Raw genomic sequence first — 20,361 nt, forward strand, 5'->3', positions numbered from 1 at the left:
ACACGCGTTTAAGACCTATGAGCGATACAGCGCGAACCGCACGATACGCATGGCCCCGCGCTACGGCGTAATCAGCGGCCCCGGCGCCACCCCCGCCAAGTGCCGCAGCTGTGAGCCTCAATGACGACCCCTCCACCTGCCGACAGCACCGAGCCCCGGAAGTAGACGCAGGTCAACTGCTCGACGCCTTGGGCTGTCCAGGGCCTACAGCCCCTCGACGTGAAGCCCCGCCCCAGGCACAGTGCTCCTCATACCAGTGAGTAAGTTCACGCGTCACCCGTACTACTGACCCACCGACAAGGAGCCCCCGTGACCCCCTGGGCCGGCCGGACCGCCACCGAGATCGCCGCAGCCGTACGCGAGAAGCGGGCCTCGCCGCGTGAGGTGGTGGCCGAGCATCTCGCGCGGATCGAGTTGCTCGACGCCCGCGTGAGCGCCTTCCGTCAGCTGCGCGCGGCGGCGGCGCTCGCCGAGGCCGACGAGGTGGCGGCGCGCGCCGATCTGGCCGAACTCCCGCTGGCGGGCGTGCCGGTGGCGGTCAAGGACAACCTGGCCGTACGCGGCGAGTCCACACGCCTCGGTTCCGCCGCGACTGACGAGACCCCGGCCGACCACGACCATGTCACGGTGGCCCGGCTGCGTGCGGCGGGCGCGGTCGTCGTGGGTCTGACGAACGTGCCGGAACTCTGCGTCTTCGGCACCACGGAGGGCGTCCACGGCACCGCCCGCAATCCCTGGGACACCACGCGCACGGCGGGCGGCTCGTCCGGCGGCAGCGCCGCCGCGGTCGCCGCCGGGATGGTGCCGCTCGCGCTGGGCAACGACGGGATGGGGTCGCTGCGGATACCGGCCGCCAACTGCGGGCTGATAGGCCTCAAGCCGGGCTTCGGCACGGTCCCGGCGGGCATCGGCCACGGCGACTGGTTCGGCATGTCGGAGAACGGTCCGCTGGCGACGACGGTCGAGGACGCCCGGCTGATGTTCTCGGTGCTGGCCGCCACCGATGTCGTACGCGCGGCCGAGCCCGTCACGCGCAAGGTCGCCGTCTCCGTACGCAGCCCACTGGTCGGCGTCACGGTCAGCCGTCCCTACGCGACCGCGGCCAGAGAGGCGGCTCAACTGCTGGCCGAGGCAGGTCATCAGGTACGGCGGGCCGACCCGCCGTACCCCCTGTGGCTGGGCACGACCTCGCTCGCGCACTGGACGGCGGGGACGGCGGTGGACGCGGAGGGCCTCGACCCGCGACAGCTCACGCGACGCACGCGCGTGCACGCGGCTGTGGGGCGCCGCTTCGTGAGCTCGGTGCGCGAGGGTGCGCGCAGGGAGCAGTTGCGCACACGCATGGAGCCGTTCTTCGCGGAGCACGATGTACTGCTCACTCCGGCTCTGGCCCGGCGGGGGCCCGCCGCCGCGGACTGGCACGAGCGCGGCTGGCTGCGCAATCTGCTGGCCAACACGAACTACTCGCCGCTGACTCCGCCGTGGAACCTGACGGGTTGGCCGGCGATGGCGGTGCCGTTCGGGACCCTGTCCTCGGGTGCCCCGTGCGCCGTACAGCTGGTGGGGCTGCCCGGCTCGGAGGCCGAACTCCTGGAGCTGGCGGGGCAGTTGGAGGAGCTGCGGCCGTGGCGGCGTACGGCGCCGGTGGCATAGAAAGGGGGCCTTAACGGCTTGCTGTGGTCCTCTCCTGCCGATCAGGATGACGCCATGCCTGCCTTCGCCGCCGATGACGGAACCGAACTCGCCTATCACATCGTGGGCGAGGGCGAACCGCTGCTCTGCCTGCCCGGCGGCCCGATGCGTGCCTCCGCCTACCTGGGCGATCTCGGCGGTCTTTCGAGGCATCGGCAACTGGTCCTGCTCGACCTGCGGGGCACGGGTGACTCCGCGCTCCCCGCCGACCCGTCCACGTACCGCTGCGACCGGCAGGTACCCGATGTCGAGACCCTGCGCCGCCACCTCGGCCTGGAACACATCAACGTGCTCGCGCACTCGGCGGCCGGAGACCTCGCCCTGCTCTACGCGGCCGGGCACCCCGAGCACGTACGGACCCTCACGCTGATCACCGCCCGTGCCCGCGCCCTCGGTGTCGACTTCACCGAGGAGCACCGGCGGGAGGCTGCCGCCCTGCGCTCGGCCGAGCCGTGGTTCGCCGCCACCCGCGACTCCTTCGAGGCGGCCCTGACCGGCACCGCGACCGACGCCGACTGGGACGCCATCGCGCCGTACTTCTACGGGCGTTGGGACGCGGCGGCTCAGGCACATGCCGCGCTGGACGTGGCGCAGAGCAACGAGAAGGCCGGGGAGATCTACGCCTCGCCCGGCGCCTTCGACCCCGCGACCACGCGCGCCGCCATCGCCGCGTTGCGCGCACCGGTCCTACTCATGGCCGGTGAGCTGGACAGCGGTCCGCGCCCCCGAATCGCCACCGCCATCGCACGGCTGTTCCCCAATGCCGAGGTGACCGTCCAGCCGGGCGCCGGCCACTTCCCGTGGCTCGACGACGCGGATGACTTCGCAGAGACCGTCGGTACGTTCCTCGCCCGGCCCCACGGTTAACCAAGAAGCCCGCACCCCCAACTACCCGCACCCTGCCACCGGCGGGAGGGGCCGTGGGCCGGTGCGTCGTATGCCCGTCGCGTAGGTTCTGTCTCGGAGAACCAGGACCTTGTACCAGCTCCGGGTCGTATGCCCACCCTGCGACGGGCTGACGCACCGGCCCACGGCCCCGACCCACCACGCACCCAGGGGCGCGGGGAACGGCGCGACCAGCCCCGACGCACCCGCAGCTTCAAACCGCACCCCAGCGGAGCGAACCCGCTTCAAACCGCACCCAGCGGAGCGTCCAGCGCCCGGTACATGATGTGCAGCCCCACCAGCCCGTGCCGCGGATGCTCGTACGCCTCCGGAACGGTGCCCAGGATGGTAAAGCCGAGTGACGTCCACAGCTGCACAGCGGGATTCGTCTCCACAACGGCGTTGAACACCATGGCCCGGTACCCCTCGGCCTTCGCCGTGCTCAGGACATGTTCGGCGAGGCGGCGGCCGATGCCGCGACCCCCGTGGTCCGGGTCGACCATGAACCCGGCGTTGGCGACACGGGCCGCGGGCCCACCGTAGTTGGGCGTGACGTAGGCCGAGCCGACGACCGCTCCGGTGGCGTCCTCGGCGACGTACACGCGCTTGCCCGGTGCCATCCACAGGGCGCGGGCGTCCTCTTCGGAGGTGTCCGGGTCCCAGGCGTAGGTCTCGGCGGCAGCGACGATGCGGTGCCAGAAAGGCCAGATCCGCGGCCAGTCGTCGGCCGCGGCTTCTCTGATCAGCATGGGCGTGAGTCTGGCACGCCCATGCCGTCAGCGATCACGCTGTTTCCTCGGTGAACGTCTCAGTCCACGCTGGGCAGGATGTGCGGCTCCGCGAGATCGTCCTCGTAACCCGCCAGGCGGATCGGTGCAGACCTGGACCACACATCGAGACTGCCGAGCGCCTCCTCGGGCCCGCTGCCTTCGCGCTCTGTGCGTTCCTTGGGGCGCTGATCGCTGTTCTTCGTCTCCGGTGTCACCGCGCACTCCTTATGTGTCGGATCACCCTCAGGGCATGCAGGCCGGTCTACTACCGGTCGCCTGACGCCCGCTCGGGTCTGGATTACAGGCAGTACGGACGCGGTGGCGCCGGTAACTCAAGTGAGAGCAGGCCGTGGTGACCGGCTTGTCCCGGGACGGACGGTGGGTGTGGGTGGGACCCAAATATGCTGTCCGTCCGGTACAGGGTACACAGATGAGCGGAGGTCCGCTCGATGGGGCTGAAAACTCGAGGTAACTATCTCGAGTCGTTCCGCGACAAACCGGCCCTGGAGTACGCCGGTTTCCCGTGGTTGTCCACAGGCACGGAGCCAGTCGTCCGCCCCTGTGCCAACATGATCAAACGCGCCACTTTTACGCAAAGGAGCCCGACATGGCCGCCCAGCAGGTACGCGGGGTTATCGCCCCCGGCAAGAACGAGCCGGTTGAGGTCCGCACGATCCTGATCCCGGATCCGGGTCCGGGCGAGGCCGTGGTCCAGGTGCAGGCCTGCGGGGTCTGCCACACGGACCTGCACTACAAGCAGGGCGGCATCAGCGACGAGTATCCGTTCCTGCTCGGCCACGAGGCCGCCGGGATCGTGGAGTCGGTCGGCGAGGGCGTGACCGAGGTGGCGCCCGGCGACTTCGTGATCCTCAACTGGCGTGCGGTGTGCGGCCGTTGCCGCGCCTGTCTGCGCGGGCGGCCCTGGTATTGCTTCGACACGCACAACGCCAAGCAGAAGATGACCCTGGAGGACGGCACAGAGCTCTCGCCCGCCCTCGGGATCGGCGCGTTCGCGGACAAGACCCTGGTCGCGGCCGGGCAGTGCACGAAGGTGGACCCGGCCGTGTCCCCCGCGGTCGCGGGTCTGCTCGGCTGCGGGGTGATGGCCGGGATCGGCGCGGCCATCAACACCGGTTCGGTGACACGTGGCGACTCGGTGGCCGTCATCGGCTGCGGCGGCGTGGGCGACGCGGCGATCGCCGGGGCCAATCTGGCCGGCGCGGCGCGCATCATCGCCGTCGACATCGACGACCGGAAGCTGGCCACGGCCCGCACGATGGGCGCCACCCACACGGTGAACTCGAAGGAGACCGACCCGGTCGAGGCGATCCGCGAGTTGACCGGCGGCTTCGGGGCGGACGTGGTCATCGAGGCGGTGGGCCGCCCGGAGACGTACAAGCAGGCCTTCTACGCCCGCGATCTGGCGGGCACGGTGGTCCTGGTCGGCGTCCCGACACCGGACATGAAGCTGGAGTTGCCGCTGCTGGACGTCTTCGGCCGGGGCGGCGCGCTCAAGTCGTCCTGGTACGGGGACTGTCTGCCCTCGCGTGACTTCCCGATGCTGATCGATCTGCACCAGCAGGGGCGTCTGGACCTGGCGGCGTTCGTCACCGAGACGATCGAGCTGGGCGCGGTGGAGCAGGCCTTCGACCGGATGCATGAGGGCGATGTGCTGCGTTCGGTGGTGGTGCTGTGATGAGCGCCCGTATCGAGCACCTGGTCACCTCCGGCACGTTCAGCCTGGACGGCGGTACGTGGGACGTCGACAACAACGTATGGGTCGTGGGCGACGACTCCGAGGCCGTGGTGATCGACGCCGCCCATGACGCCGACGCCATCGCCGAAGCACTCGGCGACCGTCGGCTCGTGGCCATCATCTGTACGCACGCGCACAACGACCACATCGACGCGGCCCCGGCCCTGGCCGCCCGCACCGGCGCCCCGATCCTCCTCCAGACCGACGACCTTCCGCTGTGGAAGCAGACCCACCCGAACCGTCTACCGGACGGTGAACTGACCGACGGGCAGCGGCTGTCGGTGGCCGGCACCGAGCTGACCGTGCTGCACACCCCAGGTCACGCCCCGGGCGCCGTCTGCCTGTACGCCCCGCAGCTGGGCACCGTCTTCACGGGCGACACGCTCTTCCAGGGCGGGCCGGGCGCGACGGGACGTTCCTTCTCCCACTTCCCGACGATCATCGACTCGATCCGGGACCGGCTGCTGACCCTGCCGCCCGAGACGGAGGTCCGCACGGGCCACGGCGACTCCACGACGATCGGCGCCGAGGCCCCGCACCTGAAGGAGTGGATAGACCGGGGCCACTGAGGCGGCGCTCGCTTGGGAAGGCCGTGGGGCGTACTCGGTTCTCTATTCAGATCCTGTTGGTTCGGTTGAAAGCTGGCCATGATCTGCTGGCGCGGGACAACGGCCTTTCTCGCGGGCAGGGAGGACTGGCGCATGGAGCTGCGCAGTGTCGATGAGCTGATGGATCTGCTGCACGCCTGCCGGGGGGCCTGGGGCACCCCGGACCTCCCCCACTCGAGGCCACGCCCCAGCGGAGGGTTCCCCACCGGGAGCTCGCTCGATCTGCACGATCACGCACTGCAGACCGCCGCCCTGTTGCGGCGCGGTCATCCCAGTGACAAGGAGCTCCAGGTGGCCGGCCTGGTGCACGGCATAGGGCAGCTGCTGCACCCTGGCGACGAGGCCGGTCACGCGGACCACGCGGCGGACGCCGTGCGGTCCCTGCTCGGCGAGCGGGTGGCCCGTCTCGTACGCCTGCATGCCGCCCCGTGGGACGACGGCCCGTTCGACGACGACGTGCTGTCCCTGCGGCAGGCGGACGAGGCGGGCAAGGTCGCCGGGCTGAACGCCGGCGTTCTGGAGGACTGGCGCACCGTGCTGGAGCTGGTCGCGGCGCGCGCCACCGTCCGCCGCTGACGCACACCTCTGGTAGCTGACGGTCCGTCATGAGACCGTACGCGGATGACTTCGCCGTACGGGCTCACGGGCAGGGCCGCGATCGTCACCGGGGCTTCGCGCGGGATCGGGCGGGCGATCGCGGAGGCCCTCGTCCGGGCGGGCGCGCGGGTGTGCGTGACCGCACGTGATCCGGGCGGGGTGAGCCGGGTCGCCGAGGAGCTCGGAGTCGTCGGGCTCGCGGGTTCGGTCGCCGAACCGGCGCACCTGCGCGAGCTGACGGAGCTGACGCTGCGCGAGTTCGGGCGGATCGACGTGGTGGTGAACAACGCGGCGACGAACGAGCCGTACGGCCCTCTCATGGACGCCGACCCGTACCGCTGGCGCGAGGCGTTCACAGTCAACGTCGAGGCGCCGCTACGGCTGGTGCAGTGTGCCTGGCGGGCATGGATGGCGCAGCACGGCGGGGCGGTCGTCAACATCTGCACGGAAGGCGCCGCTCACGTGGGCCCCAACGTGGGCGCGTACGGCACCAGCAAGGCCGCCCTGCTGCACCTCACCCAGCAACTCGCGGGCGAACTGGCCCCCAAAGTGCGGGTCAACTCGGTCTCCCCCGGCCTGGTCCGCACCGAGATGGCGCGGTTCGTGTGGGAACGGGGTGAGGACGAGGTGGCCGCTGGGCTGCCCCTGGGCCGGATCGGCGAGCCCGAGGACATCGCGCGGGCCGTCCTGTGGCTGGCCTCGGACGCGGCGCAGTGGGTGACCGGGGCGGATCTGGTGGTGGACGGGGGCACACGGGTCCGGGCGGCGGCCATGCCGCAGGCGTACGCGGTGCACGAACGCCTGCGGTCACAGGCACCGCCGGATACCGGCGGCAGCACGCCCTGACACCGCTGAGCACGACACGGTGTGCGCGAGGTGCCCGAGATCAAGGCGGCTACGCGATTGCCCCCGACAGGGCGACAGGTCCGCTGAGGGCCTGCATGGAGTCGAACCACGAAGAACGCGTGACCATCGCACCGGGCACCCTCACGGTAGGACAGCGGCCCCCGCACAGGCCACCGGATTACCGCGTGCGTGCCGCCCTACCACTTGCCGGGCGCGTAGTCCTTCAAGAACACCCCGTACAGATCCTCGCCCTGCTCGCCCCGCACGATCGGGTCGTACACCCTCGCAGCCCCGTCGACCAGGTCGAGCGGCGCGTGGAACCCCGCGTCAGCGAGGCGCATCTTGTCCGGGTGAGGCCGCTCGTCGGTGATCCAGCCGGTGTCGACGGCGGTCATCAGGATGCGGTCCTTCTCGAACATCTCCTGGGCGCTGGTGCGCGTGAGCATGTTGAGCGCGGCCTTGGCCATGTTGGTGTGCGGGTGCCCCGCGCCCTTGTAGCCGCGACTGAAGACGCCCTCCATGGCGGACACGTTCACGATGTACGTGCGGCCTGCACCCGAGGCCGCCATCGCGGCGCGCAGGCGGCTGATGAGGATGAACGGCGCGGTGGAGTTGCAGAGCTGGACCTCGAGCAGCTCGACCGGAGTGACCTCCTCGACCGCCTGGATCCAGCTGTTGGTGTCGTGCAGGTCGGGCACGAGACCGCCCGCGTCGATCGCCGTACCGGCCGCGATGCGCTCCAGGGACGCCGAGCCGGACACCAGCGCGAGATCCGTGACGTCCTGGGCGGTCAGCTCGCCGCCCCCGGCCACCGGCAGCGCCGGCACGGCACCGGAGCCGAAGGTGCCGATCACCTCGGCGGGCGGCAGCTCGCCCGACGGGAGCGAGGCGGACTCGGCGGCGAGCAGCTCGCTGTAGGCCCCCGGAGAGCGGCGTACGGTCTGGGCCGCGTTGTTGATCAGGATGTCGAGCGGGCCCGCGGCGGCGACCGAGTCGGCGAGCGCGACCACCTGGGCGGGGTCGCGCAGGTCGATGCCGACGATCTTCAGGCGGCCGATCCACTCGTCGCTGTCGGGCATGGCCTTGAAGCGGCGGATCGCGTCGTTCGGGAAGCGCGTGGTGATCGTGGTGTGCGCACCGTCACGCAACAGCCGCAGCGCGATATACATGCCGATCTTGGCGCGGCCGCCGGTGAGCAGCGCGCGCTTGCCGGTGAGATCCGCGCGGGCGTCGCGGCGGGCCCGGTTTTCCGCGGCGCACTTCTGGCAGAGCTGGTGGTAGAAGTAGTCGACCTCGACGTACCGGGACTTGCAGATGTAGCAGGAGCGCGGGCGCTGGAGTATCCCCGCGATCTGCCCGGCCTCGACGGCGGACGAGGGCAGGATGCCCTCGGTCTCGTCGTCGATGCGCTGGGCGGAACCCGTCGCCGTCGCCTCCGTGACCGCCTTGTCGTGGGCGGTCTTGGCGGCCCGGCGCTCCTGGCGGCGGCGCTGCTTCACCGTGCGGTAGACACCCGCGGTGGCGCGGCGCACGGCAACGGCGTCGGGGTGGTCGACCTCCAGCTTGTCGAGCTCCTCGAGCACGCTGAGGCAGACAGCCAGCCGCTCCGGGTCGATGCCGGGACCGTACGAGGCGTCTGCCACCTCTGCCGCGTCCACGGCGGGGGGCGCCTGGCTGTCGTCTGTCACCGTCATCGTCGTTGCCGTTTCTCGGGTTCCGCGCCGCGCTCGAACCGCGCTCGCTTTCGAAGGCGGAATTTTACGGAGCGCGGGGCGAAGGAACCAAACCCGGCGTGATCACCGCTCTCGTCAGGGCGCGCAGGCGACGTTCAGCGCCTCCACCTCCGCGATCACCGACTTGGCCAGCCGGTCCAGGTCCGGCACGGCCTCCGCGTCGGCGACGAGCCCGTAGTGGACGCGCCCGCGGTACGTCGAGACGGCGACCGCGAGGGACTGGCCGCGGGCGAGCGGGGCGAGCGGATAGACCTCGGTGAGCGGGCAGCCGCCGAGTTTCAGGCCGAGGCTGGGCAGCGGCACGCTGGTGACCAGGATGTCGAAGAGCAGCCGGGCCGCCTGGCCGACGACGGGACCGCCGAGCCGGTGCCCCAGCGGCAGCACATGATCGGCGAGCAGGGCGACGGCACCAGCGCCCCGGTTGGGGCCCGCGTCCTTGTTGCGGTTCATGGCCGTACGCACCGTGTCGAGCCGCCCGAGCGGGTCCGCGTCGTCGACGGGCAGCTTGATCAGGTAGCCGGAGAGTCGGTTGCCCTGGGGGTGCGCGGTGCGCGGGCGGCGCTTGGAGACGGGGATCAGGGCCCGCGGCACGACGCCCTCGCTGCCGTCGCCGCGCTCGTCCAGCCAGCGGCGCAGGGCGCCCGCGACGATCGCGATCAGTACGTCGTTGACGGTGCCGCCCACGCTCTTGCGGATCTTGTGCACCTCGTCGAGATCCAGGTTCACACCCGCGATACGGCGGGTGCCGGTCGGCTCCGACACCAGGGCGGACGAGGAGCGGACGCCCAGGGTGGCGCGGGCGACGGAGGCGCCGATGTCGAGGGCCCGGCCCACGTCGGAGAGGGTGCCGCGGACGAGGCCCGGCAGTTTGCGTACGTCCGGGAGGAAGCCGCGGGCGGGCTCTGCGGGGCGGGGGCGGGGCTCGGGCAGGTCCATGGGGTCCATGACCGCCGCCGCGAGCGTCAGCGCCCGCAGTCCGTCGGCCAGGGCGTGGTGGAACTTGAAGAGCACGGCGAACGAGGTGCCGTCCACGCCGGGCAGCACATGCGCCTCCCACGGCGGCCTGTCGCGCACCAGCCGGCGCTGCATGAGCGCGCCCGCCGATTCGTGGAAGTCCGCGGTCGGCGCGTGCAGCCGGACATGGTCGAGCGGGTCGAAGTCGCGTGCCGGCTCGCGGGCCGCACCGCCGAAGGCCAGCGGCTGCCCGAAGGAGAACGGCTGCCATACGTCACGGATCCGCATCCGCAGCCCGGACACGCCCGCGGCGCGGGCCGCGAGCAGGTCGGCGGCATGGGCGCCCGCTGCGGGCGAATGGCTCTCGAAGACACCGAGGGCGCCGAGATGCATGGGGTGCTCGGCGGACTCGATGTTCCAGAACGCCAGGTCGAGTGGTGCAAGCAGGTCGGAGGTCAATGGCTTGCTCTCGCGTCGACGACGGGTGAGCAAGCAGTCAACCCCCGACAAGCGATTACGGTCAAGTACGATCAAGCTACGCACAGTTAACAGCAGATTAAGTCCCGCCGCCATGTGAGGGATGGGACGCATGTGGTTTACGAGGTCATTTCAGGGCAGCTGAAGGGCCTGCGGGGCCGCATACGGCCGGGCGGCCCGCCCGCCCACCGCGAAGGTGAGCGGGCGGATGCCGTACAACGCCGGTCGCAGGAATCAGCCAGATGGCCGTCACGCGGCCGGGCAGCCCGCGGGGGTCGCCAGGGACGCGTCCCGGATCAGTGCCTCATGTGCGGCCTTCAGCCGGGGCACATCAGGCTTGATCACCTCGCGGTCGTATGTGAGGAGACCGTTCAGCTCGCCCTCCACATCGGAGATCTGGGTATAGACGGCGCCGTTGCTGCCCCGGCAGACCAGCGCGCGCACCTCGTCGAGCTTCGCCAGATAGTCGTCGGTGTAGGTGGCCGGGTCGACATCGACGTACGACTGCTGGACCGACCAGGCGTGACCGGGCACGGCGAGGCCAAGGCCGCCGTACTCGCCGCTGACCAGCGCCCGTTTCCCGTCGGGGGCGGGTGGCAGCGCCGGGCTCGGGTAGCCGTGCTCGTCCATGAGGTCGCCGGTATTGCCGTCGGCCCCGAGGTTGAGGCCCGACTGGCCGTTGACCAGCCGCGTCGGATCCCACGACTTGGCCTGCTCGGCGATACGGCCCACGTCGTACTGGCCCCAGCCCTCGTTGAAGGTCACCCACATGACGACCGACGGACTGCTGATGTGCTCGTCGATCATCTGCTTCATCTCGCGCTCGTACTGGGCACGGGACGCGGCATCGGGAGTCACCCCTGCGGTCATCGCCGGCATGTCCTGCCAGACCAGCAGACCGAGCTTGTCGGCCCAGTAGAACCAGCGGTCCGGTTCCACTTTGATGTGCTTGCGGACCGAGTTGAAGCCCATCTCCTTGTGCATCCTCAGGTCGTACGCGAGGGCCTCGTCGGTGGGCGCCGTGTGCAGTCCGTCGGGCCAGAAACCCTGGTCGAGCGTGGCCATCATGAAGACGGGCTCGCCGTTGAGAACGGTGCGCGGGGTGCCGTTGACCTGCTCGACGGCGATGGACCGCATGCCGAAGTAGCTGCCCACGCGGTCACGGCCGACGCTCACCTCGAGGTCGTAGAGGAACGGGTCGTCCGGCGACCAGAGACGAGCCTTCGGGATCTTGAGATCGAGCGGCTGTCCGGTACGGCCGCTCGCCGTGGCGACCTTCCGTTTCCCCTCGTACGCCACTGCCGTGACCGGAACTCCGTCGCGGACTCCCCTGGCCTCGACGGTGAGTCGGCCTGTCTCGACGTCCGGAGTGAGCCCCAGCGAGTCGACGTGGTCGGCGGCGACCGGCTCCATCCACACCGTCTGCCAGATGCCGGAGGACGAGGTGTACCAGATGCCGCTGGGGTCGAGGCGCTGCTTGCCGACGGGCGGGTTCTCGCCGTTCGCCGAATCGGTCGGGTCGTACACGCCGACGATCAGCTCCTGGGTACGGCCGGGCTTCAGCGCATCGGTGATGTCGGCGCTGAACTTGTCGTAGCCGCCCTTGTGTTCGGCGACCTTGGTGCCGTTGACGTAGACCTCGGAGTGCCAGTCGACGGCGCCGAAGTTGAGCTTGAGCCGCTTGCCGGAGCCGATCTTCCAGTCGGCGGGGACGGTGAAGGTGCGGCGGTACCACATGCGGTCCTCGTGCCGTTCGATGCCCGAGAGCTGGGACTCCACCGGGTAGGGGACGAGGATCCGCTCCCTGAGGTCCTTGCCGACCGGGGGCCGCTCGCCCGCCTCGGCCGCGGCGAACTGCCAGCGTCCGTTGAGGTTCCGCCAGGTGTCACGGGTCAACTGCGGCCGGGGGTACTCGGGATGGGCGTTGTCCGGGCCCACCTCGTCGGCCCACTGGGTGCGCAGTTGGTACATGGAGCGATTGGGCCCGCTGCTCCAGAAGGCGCCGACAACGTTGCCGTCCGAGCCGGACAGGCCGCCCTCGCCGTCGTAGCGGAGGTCGACGGTGCCGCGGGCGGTGCCGGTCTTGTTGCCGACGACGGGTTCCTTGAGTGCGACGAGCAGGGCTTTCGGGTCGGCGGGGTCCACCTTGGCCGTTCCGAGGGGCCATTCGGCGCCGCCGATGACCGCCTCGAGGTGATCGGTGAGGCCGGCCGGAGGCGCGGCCAACCGCTGCGCGAAGTCGAGTTTCAGGGTGCGGCCGTCCCCCAGGACCGTGGCCGCGAGGGCGCCGTCGTAGTCGAAGCCGTCGGGGAGGCGGAACGCGGACTGCGGCACGGCCGCCTTGCTGCCGCCGGGCGGGGTCCAGCGGAGGTGGAGATTCGAGCCGCCGTAGTGCTCGAAGTACTCGACCTTGATGTCGTACGCCTGCCCGGCCGTCAACTCGACGGGTTGGGAGGTCTGTTCGCGGTCCCAGTCGTCGACCCAGTGGTCGATGACGAGTGCGTCGTCGATCCACAGCCGGAAGCCGTTGTCACCGGTGATCGAGAAGGTATGAGGGCCGGTCTTCTCCGGCACGAGCTTGCCGGTCCAGCGGACGCTGACGTCGTCGGACTGTCCGGTGGCGAAGTTCAGCCGTGGTTCGAGGTTGTCGAAGTCGAGCTGCCGGTCGAATCCGGTGGCCTTGAGCTCATGGAAGTCGAAGGCGCCGGGGGCGGACTGGGTGTAGTACTCGCCCTTGAGGCCATGGATCTCGGCAGGGTCGTCAGCCGCGGTCGCGGTGGGCACGGCGGTGAGTCCCGCGATGCCGAGGACCACGGCGAGGAGTAACGCGAGTCGGTCTCTGAGTCCTCCGGATCTTGCGGGTCTTCTGATGCGCACGGATTCCTCCTTGGTTGAGGAAGGTGGCGGCTCGTCGCTCCAGGCTGGCTTCGGGTTGGCCCGGGCCTGGATAACGTTGTCAGGAACGGCAGTTGGCATGACAACACGGATACCCACCCTTCGTCCAGGAACATGACAAACGGCCTCGGTGCGCGTTCCGCACCGAGGCCGTCCCGATGATCGTTACGACACCTGCTGGCCCTTGCCCAGCGCGATCACACCGCCCTTGGAGACCGTGTACAGCTCATGGTCCCGTTCCGGATTGACGCCGATCGTCGCGCCCGGCGGGACCTGCACGTTCTTGTCGAGCACCGCGCCCCGTACCACCGCACCCCGCCCGATGTGGACGTTGTCGTGCAGCACCGAGCCCTGGACGACGGCGCCCGGGTCGACGACCACGCCCGGCGAGAGCACCGAGCGGCTGACCTGGCCGCGGATGAGGCAGCCGGCGCTGATGATCGACTCGCTGGCGATGCCGCCGGCGTTGAAGCGGGCCGGCGAGAGCTGGCCGGAGTGGGTGTAGATGGGCCACTGGCGGTTGTAGAGGTTGAAGGCGGGCCGCTCGGCGATCAGATCCATATGGGCGTCGTAGTACGCGTCGAGGGTGCCGACGTCACGCCAGTAACCCTGGTCGCGCACGGTCTCACCGGGCACATGGTTGGCGCTGAAGTCGTACAGCTGGGCCTCGCCGCGCTCGGTGAGCTGCGGCAGGATCGAACCGCCCATGTCGTGTACGGAGTTCTCCTCCTCGGAGTCCCGCTGGAGGGCCTCGATCAGGGCCTTGGTGGTGAAGATGTAGTTGCCCATCGAGGCGAACACGGACTCGGGGTCGTCCGGGAGACCCGGCGGGTCGGCGGGCTTCTCCAGGAAGCTGTCGACGGTCTGGCCGTCGGACCCGGGGGCGATGACACCGAAGGACGACGACTCGCCCCTCGGCACCCGTATCCCGGCGACGGTCACGCCCGCCCCGCTGTCGATGTGCTGGGCGAGCATCTGCCGCGGATCCATGCGGTACACATGGTCGGCGCCGAACACTGCCACGTACTCGGGCTGTTCGTCGTAGATGAGGTTCAGCGACTGCAGGATCGCGTCGGCGCTGCCGAGGTACCAGCGCGGGCCGAGCCGCTGCTGGGCCGGGACCGGCGTGACGTAGTTGCCCAACAGGCTGGACATCCGCCAGGTCGTGGTGATGTGCCGGTCCAGCGAGTGCGACTTGTACTGCGTCAGTACGCAGATGCGCAGGATATCGGCGTTGACAAGATTGGAAAGTACGAAGTCCACGAGGCGATACGTTCCGCCAAACGTGACCGCGGGTTTCGCACGGTCGGCGGTCAGGGGCATCAAACGCTTGCCCTCACCACCAGCCAGTACGATTCCCAGCACCGAAGGTCCACCGCGTCGCATGCCGTGCCGCCCCTCTACCGCCCGGTTGTGCCATTTTTCTTGTACTTCACCTGCTTGAGGCTTACCCCTGTTTGAGGAGTTCCTCGTACAGCTGGACCGTACGCCGGGCCACCGCGTCCCAGCCGAACTCCCGCACCGCCCGCTCCCGGCCCGCCTCGCCCATCCGCCGGGCGGCCTCGGGGTCGGCGAGCAGGGAGTCGAGGGCACGCGCGAGCTGCGCCGCGTGTTCCTCGGCGCTCTCGTCGACGGACACGAGCAGACCCGTCTCGCCGTCCTCGACGACCTCGGGGATCCCGCCGACCCGTGAGGCGACCACGGCCGTGCCACAGGCCATCGCCTCGAGATTGACAATGCCCAGCGGCTCGTAGACCGACGGACACACGAACACGGCGGCGTGCGTGAGGAGTTGGATCACGTCCGGGCGCGGCAGCATCTGCGGGATCCAGAACAGGCCCTGGCGTACGCGGCTGAGTTCCTGGAAGAGATCGCGGAACTCCCGGTCGATCTCCGGGGTGTCGGGGGCTCCCGCGCACAGGACGACCTGTGCGGCCGGGTCGATGTCCCGTACGGCGCGCAGCAGTTGGGGCACGCCCTTCTGGCGCGTGATGCGGCCGACGAACAGGACGTACGGGCGGTCGGGGTCGACGCCCACGCGCTCCAGGACGTCCGTGCCGTGGTCCGGCTGGTACAGGGTGGTGTCGATGCCGTTGTGCACGACGCGCACTTTTGCCGGGTCCAGGGCCGGGTAGCAGCCGAGGATGTCCTCGCGCATGGCTCCGGAGACGGCGATCACGGCGTCGGCGGCCTCGATCGCGGTGCGTTCGGCCCAGCTCGACAGGGCGTAACCGCCGCCGAGCTGCTCGGCCTTCCAGGGGCGCAGCGGCTCCAGGGAGTGGGCGGTCATCACGTGCGGAATGCCGTACAGCATTTTCGCGAGGTGGCCGGCGAGATTGGCGTACCAGGTGTGCGAGTGGACGAGCTCGCGGCCTTCGAGGGCGGCGGTCATCGCGAGGTCCACGGAGAAGGTGCGCAACGCGTCGTTGGCGCCGTCGAGCGTGGGCCAGGGCCGGTGGCGGACGACTCCGTTCGCGGCGCCCTCGCCCCAGCAGTGCACATCGAGGTCCGTGAGGGGCCGCAGCTCCCTGGCGAGGAACTCGACATGGACGCCCGCGCCGCCGTACACGTCCGGCGGGTACTCCCGGGTCAAAAGGCCCACTCGCACCCGGTTACCCCCTGTCTCTGCGGCTTGTTCCCCCATGGTCACCCAGAACAGGCCCGCGGGGGAAGACCGCAAGTGACAGCGGGGACGGGAACGGTGCGACGGGCGGGCGAAGCGAACCAGTGTGCGACCTCGCGGACACCGAATGTGATCACGGTCGAGTTCCGGTCAAGATGCACGGAATTCGAGTGGACCAAGCGGGCATACCGGTTCGAGCATGGGAGTTGTACCCGGTGTCACCCAACCAGGGTAGGACGGGGCGCAGGTCGTACTCCATCGGCAGTAGGACCCAATGCCTGCTCAAGGACGACGACGCGAGCGCGTTCGAAGGGCATCGTATTCACCATGAAAACCGACCGTTCGCCGCGCCGGACTCCCCGCCAGCCGGAGCGCGCCAGCCAGACGCAGAGGAGGGTCCCATGAGCGCCCTTGCCCTGTCTGTGCTGCTTTCGCTCGTGTCCGCCGTCGCCTACGCCGGTGGCGCGATCGTGCAGGAACGGGTCGCCGCGGCGACACCGGACCAGTCGTACGCTCCCATGCGCCGGCCCGCCTGGTGGGCCGCGGTGGGTCTCAACGGCCTCGGTGGTCTGCTGCACGTCGTGGCCCTCGCCTTCGGCCCCCTGAGTCTGGTGCAGCCGCTGGGCGCGTTGACCATTGTGTTCGCGCTTCCCATGGCGGCTCTCTTCGTACGCCGCAAGGCCGGTGCGACGGCCTGGCGGGGCGCCATCATGGCGACAGTCGGCCTGGCCGGACTGCTGTCGCTGGTCGGCACGGCCGATTCGCAGTCCCTGGACAACTCCCAGCAGCTGGCGGTGGCCCTGGCCACCGGTGGTGCGGTAGTGGGCCTGATGATGGCGGCCCGCGCGGCACACCGGCACCCGGCGGTGCGCAGTGTGCTGCTGGCGATCGCGTCCGGTGTCGCGTTCGGTATGTCGTCGGTGTTCACGAAGACGGTCGCGGTGGACTGGACGGGCGGCTTCACGCTCGGCCAGCTGCCCGCCCTGGCGGTGATCGGCGTCCTGGCCACGGCCGGCATGCTGCTCTCGCAGGCCGCCTACCGGGGCGCGGGACTCGCGGCGCCGCTGGCCACGCTGACCGTGGTGAACCCTGTGGTGGCGGCCGCGGTCGGCATCACGATGTTCGGCGAGACCTTCCGTTACGGCTCGACAGGCACCCTCCTCGCACTGGGCTTCGGTGTCGTCGCGGCGGGCGGCCTCATCCTCCTGACGTCGGAGCGGATCAGCAGCACGGAGCGTACGGAGTCTGTCCCGGGCGAGCCCGCCATGGTGGCCGGGGCTCCCGCCGACGAGGTGGCCCTGCTGCCCGAGCAGCAGACCGCCGAGGTGGCGGGACTGGTCCCCGCGGCGGCGCCGGGGCGAGAAGCGGCTGGGGCGGTGCGGGAAGAGGTGCCGCTCGCGCCCGCCACGGTCGTCGTGCCGACGCCGGTGGCCGTACGGGAGGCGGGCGGGCTGACGCGCACCGGGTCCAACGGGCCGCCGCCGGGCGGCGATACGCGGGACAGCGCGGATGAATCGGTCCGGCAGCCAGGTCCGTACGACGGCCTCTACATCCCGCTGCTTCCGGTGCCGCTGGTGGCCGGCTCCCGCCTCAGGTCCTGATACCAGGCGTACGGTCCTGACATCAGGCGTCCGCGCCGGAAGCTGTCAGAGGCTGACGCCACCCTTGCGCAGATAGGCGACCGGATCGATGTCGCTGCCGAATTCGGGCCCCGTCCGCACCTCGAAGTGCAGATGCGGGCCCGAGCTGTTGCCCGTGGAGCCGGAGCGGCCGATGCGCTGTCCGCTCACCACTTTCTGCCCGTCCTTCACGGAGATCGCCGACAGATGGGCGTACTGGCTGTAGCGGCCGTCGGCGTGTTTGATCACCACCTGGTAGCCGAAGGATCCGCCCCAGCCCGAGGTCACGACCTGGCCCGCGGCGACCGACTTGACCGAGGTGCCGGTGGGCACCGGGAAGTCGACGCCCGTGTGGTAGCCCTTCGACCAGGAGGAACCCGTCGCGCGGTACGGCGTTCCGGCGCCGGCGTCCACCGGTGCGGTGAGAGTACGCGCCGACTCGCGCGGCTTGCTCTCGGCCTGCTCTTCCTTCTTCTCGGGCTTCTCGGGAGCGGTCGGGTTGGACACCGGCGTACCGGTAGGGGCCTTCTCCGGGGCCTTGGCGCGCAGGCTCAGCCGCTGGCCGGGGACGATCATGTCCGGGTCGGCGCCGATGGTCTTGCGGTTGGTGTCGTACAACTGCCGCCAGCCGCCCTGGACTTCACGGGAGCCGGCGATGCCGGACAGTGTGTCGCCGCGGACGACGGTGTACATCTCGGCGGTGCCCGCCCGGGACTGGGGCGTGGTCTGCGGCTGCACGTCGCGGACGGTGCGCTCGGGTTTGCGGTCCCCGGTGCCCGAGGGGTTGATGTCGGGGGCGTCGCCGCCCTGGGTGAGGCCCGCGCGCACGGAGCACACCGGCCAGGCACGGGGACCCTGGCCCTTGAGGACCTTCTCGGCGATGGCGATCTGCTGGTCCTTGGTGGCGAGGTCGGCGCGTGACGCGTAGACCGTGCCGCCGAACGCCTCCCAGGTGGACTGCTTGAACTGCAGCCCGCCGTAATAGCCGTTGCCGGTGTTGATGTCCCACTTGTTGCTGGACTCGCAGGCGGCGACCTTGTTCCAGGTGTCCACATCGGCCGCGTCGGCAACGCCGGTGGCTATCAGGGGCATCGCCATTCCGGCGCCGCCCGCCGTGACCGTCAGCGAGGCACGGTTGATCCTGTTCGGCTGATACCGGCGGTGCCGGCCCCGTACGGCCATGGAATAGCCCCCTCGACATGCGTCAGCAGCGGCAAAAGTAAACGCCACGAACAGGCCATGACAAGGCGGCAATCAGCCGCTCTGTCCTGCCAAGTGACCGGGAATGCACTGTTGTTGCGGGTCGACTGAGGCAGAACGGCACGCCATGCGTACACATCGTCGGCAAGTCAGGATGGTCAGTGGGGCGATACTGACTGGCACCACCGTTTTTCAGGACCTTTTAGGAGCCAACCGTATGAGCACTTCAGCGCAGATCGGCGTGACGGGTCTCGCGGTCATGGGGCGCAATCTCGCCCGTAACTTCGCGCGCAACGGATACACGGTCGCCCTGCACAACCGGACGGCGTCGCGCACGCACGCGCTGGTCGAGGAGTTCGGCAGCGAGGGCGACTTCATCGCGGCCGAGACCGCCAAGGAGTTCGTGGCCGCCCTGGAGCGGCCGCGCCGCCTGGTGATCATGGTGAAGGCCGGCGAGCCGACCGACGCGGTGATCCGGGAGTTCGCCCCGCTCCTGGAGCCTGGCGACATGATCATCGACGGGGGCAACGCCCACTTCGCGGACACCCGGCGCCGGGAGCGCGAACTGCGCGAGCAGGGCCTCCACTTCGTCGGCGCGGGCATCTCCGGCGGCGAGGAGGGCGCGCTGAACGGGCCGAGCATCATGCCGGGCGGTTCGGTCGAGTCGTACCAGTCGCTCGGTCCGATGCTGGAGAAGATCTCCGCCAAGGCGGACGACGGGACGCCCTGTGTCTCGCACGTCGGCCCGGACGGCGCCGGTCACTTCGTGAAGATGGTGCACAACGGCATCGAGTACGCGGACATGCAGCTGATCGGCGAGGCGTACCAGCTGCTGCGTGATGTGGCGGGCTACTCCCCCGCGCAGATCGCGGACATCTTCCGCACCTGGAACACCGGACGCCTTGACTCCTACCTGATCGAGATCACCGCCGAGGTGCTGTCCCACGTGGACGCGGCCACCGGCAAGCCCTTCGTGGACGTCGTCCAGGACCAGGCCGAGCAGAAGGGCACGGGCCGCTGGACCGTGCAGATCGCGCTGGACCTGGGTGTGCCGGTGTCGGGTATCGCGGAGGCGGTCTTCGCCCGGTCGCTGTCGGGCCACACGGAGCTGCGCGAGGCCTCGCGGGGGCTCGCCGGGCCGAAGGCGGCGCCGCTCGGCGAGTCGGAGGCGGCGGCCTTCGCCGACCAGGTGGAACAGGCGCTGTACGCCTCGAAGATCGTGTCGTACACGCAGGGCTTCCACAAGATCGCGGCGGGCAGCGCGGAGTACGACTGGAACATCGACCTGGGTGCGGTGTCCTCGCTCTGGCGCGGTGGGTGCATCATCCGCGCGGCGTTCCTCGACCGGATTCGCACCGCGTACGACGCTCGGCCCGATCTGCCGAGTCTGCTCTCCGACGAGACGTTCGCGCAGGAGATCGGTTCGGCGCAGGACGACTGGCGTGCGGTTCTCGTCGCCGCGGTGCAGCAGGGCGTTCCTACGCCCGGGTTCGCCGCGGCTCTCACGTACTACGACGCGCTGCGTGCGGAGCGGTTGCCTGCGGCGCTTACGCAGGGGCAGCGGGACTTCTTCGGGGCGCACACGTATCGGCGGGTGGACCGGGAAGGGTCGTTCCACACGTTGTGGGGTGGAGACCGGTCCGAGGTGGCCGGCTAATAGCTACACGGTGGCCCGGTGCGGAAGTCTCCGCACCGGGCCACCGTGT

16 protein-coding genes are annotated in these 20,361 nt (G+C 70.1%); 8 read left to right on the plus strand and 8 right to left on the minus strand.

Features of this window, described 5'->3' with window-relative positions:
• The first annotated feature begins 309 nt into the window (after nucleotides 1-309).
• Together ACYVO6_RS26555 and ACYVO6_RS26560 are read left to right on the plus strand one after the other, a co-directional pair.
• Complete coding sequence (locus ACYVO6_RS26555; protein WP_461065314.1) at nucleotides 310-1,653, plus strand: amidase; 1,344 nt, start codon at nucleotides 310-312, stop codon at nucleotides 1,651-1,653.
• A gap of 54 nt (nucleotides 1,654-1,707) precedes the next feature.
• A complete protein-coding gene (locus ACYVO6_RS26560) occupies nucleotides 1,708-2,559 on the plus strand; it encodes an alpha/beta fold hydrolase (protein ID WP_461065316.1) in 852 nt (283 codons plus the stop codon).
• Nucleotides 2,560-2,822: 263 nt separating this feature from the next.
• Here ACYVO6_RS26560 and ACYVO6_RS26565 read toward each other — a convergent pair whose 3' ends face one another.
• Entirely contained in the window at nucleotides 2,823-3,326 is a 504-nt protein-coding gene (locus tag ACYVO6_RS26565) for a GNAT family N-acetyltransferase (protein WP_461065318.1), read from the minus strand.
• 59 nt (nucleotides 3,327-3,385) lie between these two features.
• A complete protein-coding gene (locus ACYVO6_RS26570) occupies nucleotides 3,386-3,562 on the minus strand; it encodes a hypothetical protein (protein WP_461065320.1) in 177 nt (58 codons plus the stop codon).
• Between the two features lie 392 nt (nucleotides 3,563-3,954).
• On the opposite strand from ACYVO6_RS26570, the gene ACYVO6_RS26575 reads away from it, so the two are divergent.
• The 4 genes from ACYVO6_RS26575 (at nucleotide 3,955) to ACYVO6_RS26590 (ending at nucleotide 7,154) form a co-directional block, all read left to right on the plus strand.
• The gene (locus ACYVO6_RS26575) at nucleotides 3,955-5,043 is read left to right on the plus strand and encodes an S-(hydroxymethyl)mycothiol dehydrogenase (protein WP_461065322.1); all 1,089 of its coding nucleotides are present in this window, start codon (nucleotides 3,955-3,957) and stop codon (nucleotides 5,041-5,043) included.
• Nucleotides 5,043-5,672, plus strand: a complete 630-nt coding sequence (locus ACYVO6_RS26580) for an MBL fold metallo-hydrolase (RefSeq protein WP_461065324.1) — start codon at nucleotides 5,043-5,045, stop codon at nucleotides 5,670-5,672. The genes ACYVO6_RS26575 and ACYVO6_RS26580 overlap by 1 nt, the downstream gene beginning before the upstream one ends.
• Nucleotides 5,673-5,804: 132 nt before the next feature.
• Nucleotides 5,805-6,287: a hypothetical protein gene (locus tag ACYVO6_RS26585; protein ID WP_461065326.1), complete on the plus strand. Its 483-nt coding sequence runs from the start codon at nucleotides 5,805-5,807 to the stop codon at nucleotides 6,285-6,287.
• A 45-nt stretch (nucleotides 6,288-6,332) separates the two neighbouring features.
• Complete coding sequence (locus ACYVO6_RS26590; RefSeq protein ID WP_461065328.1) at nucleotides 6,333-7,154, plus strand: SDR family oxidoreductase; 822 nt, start codon at nucleotides 6,333-6,335, stop codon at nucleotides 7,152-7,154.
• Between the two features lie 197 nt (nucleotides 7,155-7,351).
• On the opposite strand, the gene ACYVO6_RS26595 is transcribed toward ACYVO6_RS26590, so the two are convergent.
• The 5 genes from ACYVO6_RS26595 to glgA all read right to left on the minus strand — a co-directional run bounded on the left by ACYVO6_RS26595 (nucleotide 7,352) and on the right by glgA (nucleotide 15,821).
• The gene (locus ACYVO6_RS26595) at nucleotides 7,352-8,848 is read right to left on the minus strand and encodes an SDR family NAD(P)-dependent oxidoreductase (RefSeq protein ID WP_461065330.1); all 1,497 of its coding nucleotides are present in this window, start codon (nucleotides 8,846-8,848) and stop codon (nucleotides 7,352-7,354) included.
• Nucleotides 8,849-8,962: 114 nt separating this feature from the next.
• Nucleotides 8,963-10,300 (minus strand): wax ester/triacylglycerol synthase family O-acyltransferase, encoded by a 1,338-nt coding sequence (locus tag ACYVO6_RS26600; protein ID WP_461065332.1) that lies wholly within the window; start codon nucleotides 10,298-10,300, stop codon nucleotides 8,963-8,965.
• 267 nt (nucleotides 10,301-10,567) lie between these two features.
• Nucleotides 10,568-13,195: a PA14 domain-containing protein gene (locus ACYVO6_RS26605; protein WP_461065334.1), complete on the minus strand. Its 2,628-nt coding sequence runs from the start codon at nucleotides 13,193-13,195 to the stop codon at nucleotides 10,568-10,570.
• A gap of 183 nt (nucleotides 13,196-13,378) precedes the next feature.
• On the minus strand, nucleotides 13,379-14,599 hold the full coding sequence (glgC, locus tag ACYVO6_RS26610) for a glucose-1-phosphate adenylyltransferase (protein WP_461065336.1): 1,221 nt from the start codon (nucleotides 14,597-14,599) through the stop codon (nucleotides 13,379-13,381).
• A 61-nt stretch (nucleotides 14,600-14,660) separates the two neighbouring features.
• A complete protein-coding gene (gene glgA / locus ACYVO6_RS26615; protein ID WP_461065338.1) occupies nucleotides 14,661-15,821 on the minus strand; it encodes a glycogen synthase in 1,161 nt (386 codons plus the stop codon).
• A 416-nt stretch (nucleotides 15,822-16,237) separates the two neighbouring features.
• Here glgA and ACYVO6_RS26620 point away from each other — a divergent pair, with 416 nt between their 5' ends.
• A complete protein-coding gene (locus ACYVO6_RS26620) occupies nucleotides 16,238-17,437 on the plus strand; it encodes a DMT family transporter (protein WP_461065340.1) in 1,200 nt (399 codons plus the stop codon).
• Between the two features lie 45 nt (nucleotides 17,438-17,482).
• Here the strand turns inward: ACYVO6_RS26620 and ACYVO6_RS26625 are convergent, their stop codons facing one another.
• Nucleotides 17,483-18,637 carry a transglycosylase family protein gene (locus ACYVO6_RS26625; protein ID WP_461065342.1) on the minus strand — a complete coding sequence of 385 codons (1,155 nt, stop codon included), beginning with the start codon at nucleotides 18,635-18,637 and terminating at the stop codon, nucleotides 17,483-17,485.
• Nucleotides 18,638-18,872: 235 nt separating this feature from the next.
• On the opposite strand from ACYVO6_RS26625, the gene gndA reads away from it, so the two are divergent.
• Entirely contained in the window at nucleotides 18,873-20,312 is a 1,440-nt protein-coding gene (gndA, locus tag ACYVO6_RS26630) for an NADP-dependent phosphogluconate dehydrogenase (protein ID WP_461065344.1), read from the plus strand.
• The last annotated feature ends 49 nt before the right edge of the window (nucleotides 20,313-20,361 follow it).

The sequence above is a fragment of the Streptomyces pseudoechinosporeus genome, from assembly GCF_054783935.1.